Source organism: Pseudomonas urethralis (genome assembly GCF_021602465.1).
GTDB classification, from domain to species: Bacteria; Pseudomonadota; Gammaproteobacteria; order Pseudomonadales; family Pseudomonadaceae; genus Aquipseudomonas; species Aquipseudomonas vlassakiae.
In genome coordinates this window covers 1-1,355 of the sequence record NZ_BQIJ01000047.1, presented here as the reverse complement: position 1 = coordinate 1,355, position 1,355 = coordinate 1, and the positions used below count along the sequence as shown (strand labels likewise).

The 1,355-nt window shown below is 55.7% G+C and carries 2 protein-coding genes; both read left to right on the top strand.

Annotation, left to right across the window (positions count from 1 at the left end):
• The coding region (locus tag L6D64_RS28105) for a PAAR domain-containing protein (RefSeq protein WP_236192665.1) at positions 1–167 on the top strand (167 nt) is incomplete at its 5' end.
• A gap of 113 nt (positions 168–280) precedes the next feature.
• Positions 281–1,355, top strand: a 1,075-nt coding sequence (locus L6D64_RS28100; RefSeq protein WP_236192664.1) for a type VI lipase adapter Tla3 domain-containing protein, incomplete at its 3' end; no start/stop codon positions are given.

Here is a 1,355-nt window from a genome sequence, read left to right as displayed (position 1 = left end):
TGCTGGGCGACAAGGCCAGTTGCCCGCTTCACCAAGGGGTTTTTGCCTTTGTCGAAGGGCACCCAAGCCGACGCATGAACGGTAAGCCGGTGGTGCTGCAAGGCCATCGGTTGGCCTGCGGGTGTCATGGTGTGGCCAGCCATGCGCTGACTGTGAGCGTCGCGTAGTCACGAGATTCGGGCCGCCCAGCCTCAAACTCCATCAGCTGATCGCCAGAGTGCTAATTGTGCTCTGGCTCAGCTTCATCTGGATTGTTCAACTCAAAGCACAGGAAACCGGCATGGTACTTCGCGACATGAAACCCGTCATGGCCTGGGGCATTGCCGCTATTGTCGGCCCGCTACTGATGATCTTTGGCATTCATTGGTGGGGCAATGCCCTAGCGAGCGAGAAGGCAGAGTTTGCCAATTATCGAAACCAGATGGAACTCAGAAACGCCGAACAACAGGCCACCCAACTCCGCACCTACGCTCTGGAAATTCGAGGCGTCGGTCTTGGAATTCACACGGATGGACAGTCCAAAATCTGGCAGTTCATCAAAAAGAAAAACGACAACTTCGCTTCGATCTACCCGCAGGACGCGAAAGACTACGATCCGTCTTTAGACGTTAGGGAAAGCTCTGCAAAAATCAAAGTTGGTATCGCATTCAAGAATTCGGCAGGTGAAGCAGTGTCCTACTGGCCTATTCCGGTGTTTGCGCTCGGGCCGCCTGCTCCCTACGATGCCAACTTCACTGCATCGGGCCTAATCAATTCAGGCCGTAATGCTGCGACCTTGGGCGTCACCCAGTTTCTATGGCAAGACGATGAAAGCACGACCCACGCTCAAGGCATGATCGAGCGACTGTTCACGTTTTTTGACGATAACCCCAAGGTGCCGCAGGCCTTGATAGCGAGCCGGGACGGTGACGTAACGCGAAACGGCTATCGCAAACCCGGCACACCGGGATTGCAAAATGGCCACGTGGTTCCAACGATCTACGAAAGCATGACAGGCCTGCTGGTCACGCGGTCAGACCGAGTGGACCGCTATATGCGCCCCTTCGTCACCCGTGACGCCGAGGACAATCAGGACAAAAAAACTGATTTCGGCAAGTTGTGGGCGTTTTATTGGGACCGGAGCAAGGCATTCATGGAGTGGTATGAAGCCGCCAAGCGTGCCAAAGGCGTTAACATCTTGTTAGGCCCGACCACCATGTCTAGCTCCTATTGGCAATCACAACTACCAAACTTGTGGAAAACCATCGATAACCGCGGCCCAGGCCATTTCGAACCGTCCCCCTGGCTGCCCGTGCGCTGGGCCGAACACCAACTGAAGGAGTTCGACGCAGCGCCGGTGCTGGGCTACCTGCACC